Annotated in this window: 5 protein-coding genes; all 5 read left to right on the plus strand. The window is 46.0% G+C overall.

From position 1 onward, the window contains the following. On the plus strand, positions 1-3,120 hold a 3,120-nt coding region (hrpA, locus tag B3O33_RS13260; protein ID WP_292363801.1), incomplete at its 5' end, for an ATP-dependent RNA helicase HrpA. Positions 3,121-3,239: 119 nt separating this feature from the next. Beyond that, positions 3,240-3,779: a glycine zipper 2TM domain-containing protein gene (locus B3O33_RS13265; protein ID WP_292359542.1), complete on the plus strand. Its 540-nt coding sequence runs from the start codon at positions 3,240-3,242 to the stop codon at positions 3,777-3,779. Positions 3,780-3,797: 18 nt separating this feature from the next. Further along, positions 3,798-4,193 (plus strand): c-type cytochrome, encoded by a 396-nt coding sequence (locus B3O33_RS13270; RefSeq protein WP_292359544.1) that lies wholly within the window; start codon positions 3,798-3,800, stop codon positions 4,191-4,193. A 70-nt stretch (positions 4,194-4,263) separates the two neighbouring features. Continuing rightward, complete coding sequence (locus B3O33_RS13275) at positions 4,264-4,554, plus strand: PepSY domain-containing protein (RefSeq protein ID WP_292359546.1); 291 nt, start codon at positions 4,264-4,266, stop codon at positions 4,552-4,554. A gap of 3 nt (positions 4,555-4,557) precedes the next feature. Then, on the plus strand, positions 4,558-5,235 hold the full coding sequence (locus B3O33_RS13280; RefSeq protein WP_292359548.1) for a response regulator transcription factor: 678 nt from the start codon (positions 4,558-4,560) through the stop codon (positions 5,233-5,235). Positions 5,236-5,311: the final 76 nt, after the last annotated feature.

The raw sequence follows: 5,311 nt of genomic DNA on the forward strand, positions 1-5,311 counted from the left end.
CTATTGAGTCGCGATGATGATAGTGAAGATCTGGATTTCGTGGATGGCATTGTTCAGGCCGTAGATGAATTGTGCCGTGTCGGACCGGGTGATGTACTCATCTTTCTTTCCGGTGAACGTGATATCCGTGATGTGTCTGAAGCACTGCGTAAACATCATCCACCCAATACGGAAATCCTGCCATTATTTGCCCGCCAGTCAGCCAGTGAACAGAACCGGGTATTTAAAACCGGTGGTCCGCGGCGCATTATCCTGGCAACCAATGTCGCTGAAACCTCTCTGACTGTGCCCGGTATTCGTTATGTTGTCGATCCCGGTCTGGCACGAATCAGTCGCTACAGTGTGCGGAATAAAGTTCAGCGATTACCGATAGAAAAAATTTCACAGTCAAGTGCCAATCAGCGTTCCGGACGGTGTGGACGTGTAGCGGCTGGTGTGTGCATACGTCTTTATGATGAAGAGGACTTCACTGCCAGACCCGCCTTCACCGATCCGGAAATACTGCGTACTAATCTGGCTTCAGTCATTCTGCAAATGACAGCATTAAAACTGGGCGATCCGGCAAAGTTTCCGTTTATTAACCCCCCGCCTCCGAAGATGATCAATGATGGTTACCGGTTGCTGGAAGAACTTAATGCCGTTAATGATAAACGCCAAATCACCGAAATCGGCCGCCAACTGGCAAAACTGCCTATTGATCCGCGTATCGCCCGGATGATTCTGGCAGCAAATGATCAAAACAGCCTGAACGAAGTATTAGTGATCGCCAGTGCTCTGAGTATTCAGGATCCACGTGAACGGCCGATGGATAAACAACAGGCTGCCGATGAAGCCCACAGCAAATATAAAGATGAGCGTTCCGATTTCCTGGCTTTTCTCAAATTATGGGATCTGTACCACGATAGACAGAAACACCTCAGCCAGAATAAATTTCGTAAATACTGTAAAGAAAACTTTCTGTCATACCTGCGATTACGCGAATGGCATGATATTTATCAGCAGCTGCATGTTCAAACCACCCAGATGGGCTTTAAGCCGAATCAGCAAGCAGCTGATTACCAATCCATTCACCAGGCTTTGCTCAGTGGTTTGTTAAGCAATGTCGCCGTGAAAGCTGATCAGCACAGCTACGCCGGCACCCGAAATCTTAAACTGAAAATTTTCCCGGGCTCGGCATTACATAAAAAAGGTCCCAAATGGATCATGGCGGCCGAATTGGTCGAAACTGGCCAGCTTTATGCCCGGATTGTCGCCAAAATAGAACCCGAGTGGATCGAGCCGATTGCCGGAGATTTGGTTAAACGCCAATACAGTGATCCCCACTGGGAGAAAAAACCGGCACAGGTGGTCGCATTTGAAAGCGTCAATCTGTATGGGCTACCCGTTGTTAACCGCCGCAAGATTCATTACGGACCGTTAGACCGCGTGATTTCTAACGAAATATTTATTCGTGAAGCGCTGGTAAATGGTGACTTTAACTGTCAGGCGAAATTTTTCAGACACAATCGCCAACTGGTTGATGAGATAGAACTGCTGGAGCAAAAATCACGACGCCGGGACGTCCTGGTAGATGAGGACACCCTGTTTGCTTTTTATCAGCAACGTATTCCTGACGATATTATTAATGGCCAGGGATTTGAAAAGTGGCGCAAACAGGCTGAGAAAAAAGATCCTCAATGCCTGTTTATGAGTCGTGAAATTCTGATGCAGCACAATGCTGATCAGGTGACAGTGGAGAGTTATCCAGATCAACTATTGGTCAACCGTGTTCCATTGCCTCTGGAATATCATTTTGAACCTGGCAAGCAACATGATGGTATTACCCAGACCATTCCACTTTCACTACTCAATCAAAGTGATCCGGAGCGCTATGAGTGGTTGGTACCGGGATTGCTACGTGACAAGGTGATTTTTCTGCTGAAAAGTCTGCCAAAATCCTTGCGTCGACATTTTATTCCTGTGCCGGATTATGCCGATCGTTGCCTGAAAACCCTGACAGAATATGAAGGCGCTTTATTGCCGGCTTTAAGTGAACAACTACGTAAAATGACCGGTGTGGAAATCAAGCCTGATGATTGGCGACCAGAAGATTTACCTCTCTATCTGAAAATGAATTTCAAGCTTGTGAATGAACAGGGTGAATTGTTGGCCGAAAGCCGTGATTTGAATCAGTTAAAGCAGGATTGGTCGAAAGAAGCGGCTGCCAGCTTCCGCCAGTTACCGGATTCAGATTATGAAAAAACCGGCATGACTGATTGGGCTTTTGACGCGTTTCCTGAACAGATTGTCATGCAACAAAACGGTTTGGAAATGACCGCTTATCCTGCTCTGGTGGATCGTATTGATCATGTTGATCTAACCTTGATGGATACCTTGCAGCAGGCAAAAACCTTTTCAGCCCTGGGACTGAGAAGGCTTTTTATGCTGGCCGAGAAAGATAAAGTCAAATATCTGCAGAAAAATCTGCCGGATATTCAGAAGATGTGCCTGCATTACGCCAATGTACCGGCTGCACCGTTTGATGAAAAAAACACTCGGCAAATCACCCCTTGCGAACAGCTCAAACAGGACTTGATTGCGGTAGCGTTCGACCGTTGCTTTCTTAAGGATCAGGAATGGCCTCATGATAAACAGCAGTTTGAACAACGTCTGCAACAACAAAGTAGTGAGCTGATCAACATTGCCAACCAATTGGCCAGATTGATTGCTGAACCGTTAAGTGAATATCATGCAATTGCCAAACGGCTGTCCGGAAATATTCCGTTGGCAGCAATACATGCCGTTAAAGATATCCGCGAGCAATTAGCTCATCTCCTCTATCAAGGGTTTGTTCATTACACACCGGATGATGCATTACAGCGTTTACCGGCATACTTCCGGGCTATTGGCGCCAGGCTGGATAAGTTAAAAACTGATCCGACTAAGGATCGTCAGCGTCAACAGGAAGTCCACCCATACTGGCAACGTTATCTGCAAAATATCAAGCGTGCTGATACTGAAGCGATGCAACAGTACCGCTGGATGATTGAAGAATTCCGCATCTCGATTTTTGCTCAGGAAATTGGCACCGCCTACCCTGTCTCCGCTAAACGGTTAGATAAACAATGGGCTGAATGTTAGGGCCTGTTGAAACTCATGGCTCAGGCGTCAAAAAATTAACAAAACATTACTCAGCCATTCAGGCACAGTTCAGTTAACCGTTGCTACTCTGAGCTCAACTTCAACGAGTGGAGTAGCTCATGAAAAAAACAATAACAAGCTTAAGCCTGGTCACAACGTTAGTACTTTCTGCACCAATGGTGATGGCTGGCGGAAAACACCATAAACAGTATCGTGGTGGTGAAATGGCTAAAGTCACCTTTGTGCAGCCCGTTTATCGTGAAGTACGTGTCAACTCACCCAGCCGGGAATGCTGGGATGAAGCGGTGCGACATCCACAACAGCAATCCTATACCAGCACCATTGCCGGTGGCATTATCGGCGGCGTGGTTGGTAATCAATTTGGTGGGGGAAATGGCAGAACAGCCATGACGGTTGCCGGTACATTACTCGGCGGTTCTGTTGGTCGGGATCTGGGCAACCGATATCAAAATGATGATTACCGCTATCAGCAACAATGTCAGGTGCATGATCGCTATCATACTGAAAGGCATATTGAAGGTTACGATGTCAGTTATCGTTATAAAGGCAGAGAATATTCGACTTTTATGAATTATCACCCCGGTGAATATGTTCCGGTCGATGTCGTGGTAAGCTCATCACCACGTCGTTATTATTAAATTAGGTTAACCGTAGACATGTCATTACGCCTGACGACATTATTGGTTTTATGCTTTACCGGCCTGTGGTTTGGGCCGGTACAAGCTCAGGCTGGTTATAAAGTGACTGAGGGAAACAAGCTGGATCCGGAAACCTATCGAGGCTATGTACTTTATCGAAACTGGTGTGCACGCTGTCATGGCACCTTCGCTCAGGGGTTAGCAGGCCCCAATTTAGCTAAAAGCCTGAATCAGGCCTCCAAAGAAGAATTTATGCAGGTGCTGATAAAGGGTAAAAAAGGTCGAGCAGGTGTTATGCCAGCTTTTCAGGATAATCCACAGGTTATCAATGGACGTGAACAACTCTATAACTATTTGCGCGCCAGAGCTGATAATGCCATCGGTCCGGTCATGCCAGAACAGGGACCCAAGTGATGCTTTCACCGACTGCTGACCGTTTGTTATTATCCCTCCATAACAAACATACTAATTATAAGGTTTTTACATGAAATTTTCCTGGTATCTACTAATTGTGGTGCTCACGCTACCATTATCTGGATATACTGATCATTTGCCGCCAGAAGCGGAAGCAGGAACAAGCATTAACGACATTGCTTTACCCCTGACAAAAAAAACCGCCGCAGAATTAGCTCAGGTTGAAACGGGTGGCAGGGTTTTATCGGTAGACCAGGAACAGTATCAAAATCATACGATTTTTCGCGTCAAAGTCTTACATCAGGATGGTAAAGTAAAGACTTACCGACTGGATCGGGATACCGGATATCAAATGCAATAACTTATGCGTGTTTTATTAATTGAAGATGAACCTCACCTGCGTGAACAAATTGGCCAGCACCTGCGTCAGCATCAACTTACTGTAGATATGAGCAGTGATGGTGAGGATGGTCTGTTCCTGGGAACAGAATATCCCTACGATGTCGCTGTTATTGATCTGGGACTGCCAAAACTTTCGGGTATTGAGGTCATTAAACAATTACGTCAACAAAACATTACTTTTCCTATTTTGATATTAACTGCACGCGGTCGCTGGCAAGATAAAGTAGAAGGTCTTGAAGCCGGTGCGGATGATTATCTGGTCAAACCCTTTCATTTTGAAGAGTTAGTAGCGCGCCTGAACGCACTGGCACGCCGCGCTGCCGGCTGGTCAAATTCCACTATGCGTTGTGGCCAGGTTGAACTGAATCCGGCTTCACAGCAGGTTACAGTAAAAAACTTCCCGATTGAATTGACTGCCTTCGAATATCGATTATTGCATTATCTTATGCTGCATGCCGGGGAAGTTATTTCTAAAACTGAATTGACTGACCATATTTATGAACAGGATCAGGATCGGGATAGCAATGTCATTGAAGTGTTTGTCAAAAGACTGCGTAATAAACTGGATCCTGAAAAAGTGCTGAATCCGATTGAAACGTTGCGTGGCCGCGGTTATCGACTGACTTTACCACGTGAATAGACTTAATTTATCACTGACCAATCGACAGTTAATTGCCGTCACCCTGGTATTAACTGCTTTTCTGGGGATCTCCGCC

This window comes from Methylophaga sp. UBA1464 (genome assembly GCF_002325665.1).
GTDB lineage: Bacteria > Pseudomonadota > Gammaproteobacteria > Nitrosococcales > Methylophagaceae > Methylophaga.

What these genes read in the sequence shown, in the direction of transcription:
- B3O33_RS13265 (WP_292359542.1), top strand. Translation starts at nt 3,240, where the DNA reads ATGAAAAAAACAATAACAAGCTTAAGCCTGGTCACAACGTTAGTACTT.
- B3O33_RS13270 (WP_292359544.1), top strand. Translation starts at nt 3,798, where the DNA reads ATGTCATTACGCCTGACGACATTATTGGTTTTATGCTTTACCGGCCTG.
- B3O33_RS13280 (WP_292359548.1), top strand. Translation starts at nt 4,558, where the DNA reads ATGCGTGTTTTATTAATTGAAGATGAACCTCACCTGCGTGAACAAATT.
- B3O33_RS13275 (WP_292359546.1), top strand. Translation starts at nt 4,264, where the DNA reads ATGAAATTTTCCTGGTATCTACTAATTGTGGTGCTCACGCTACCATTA.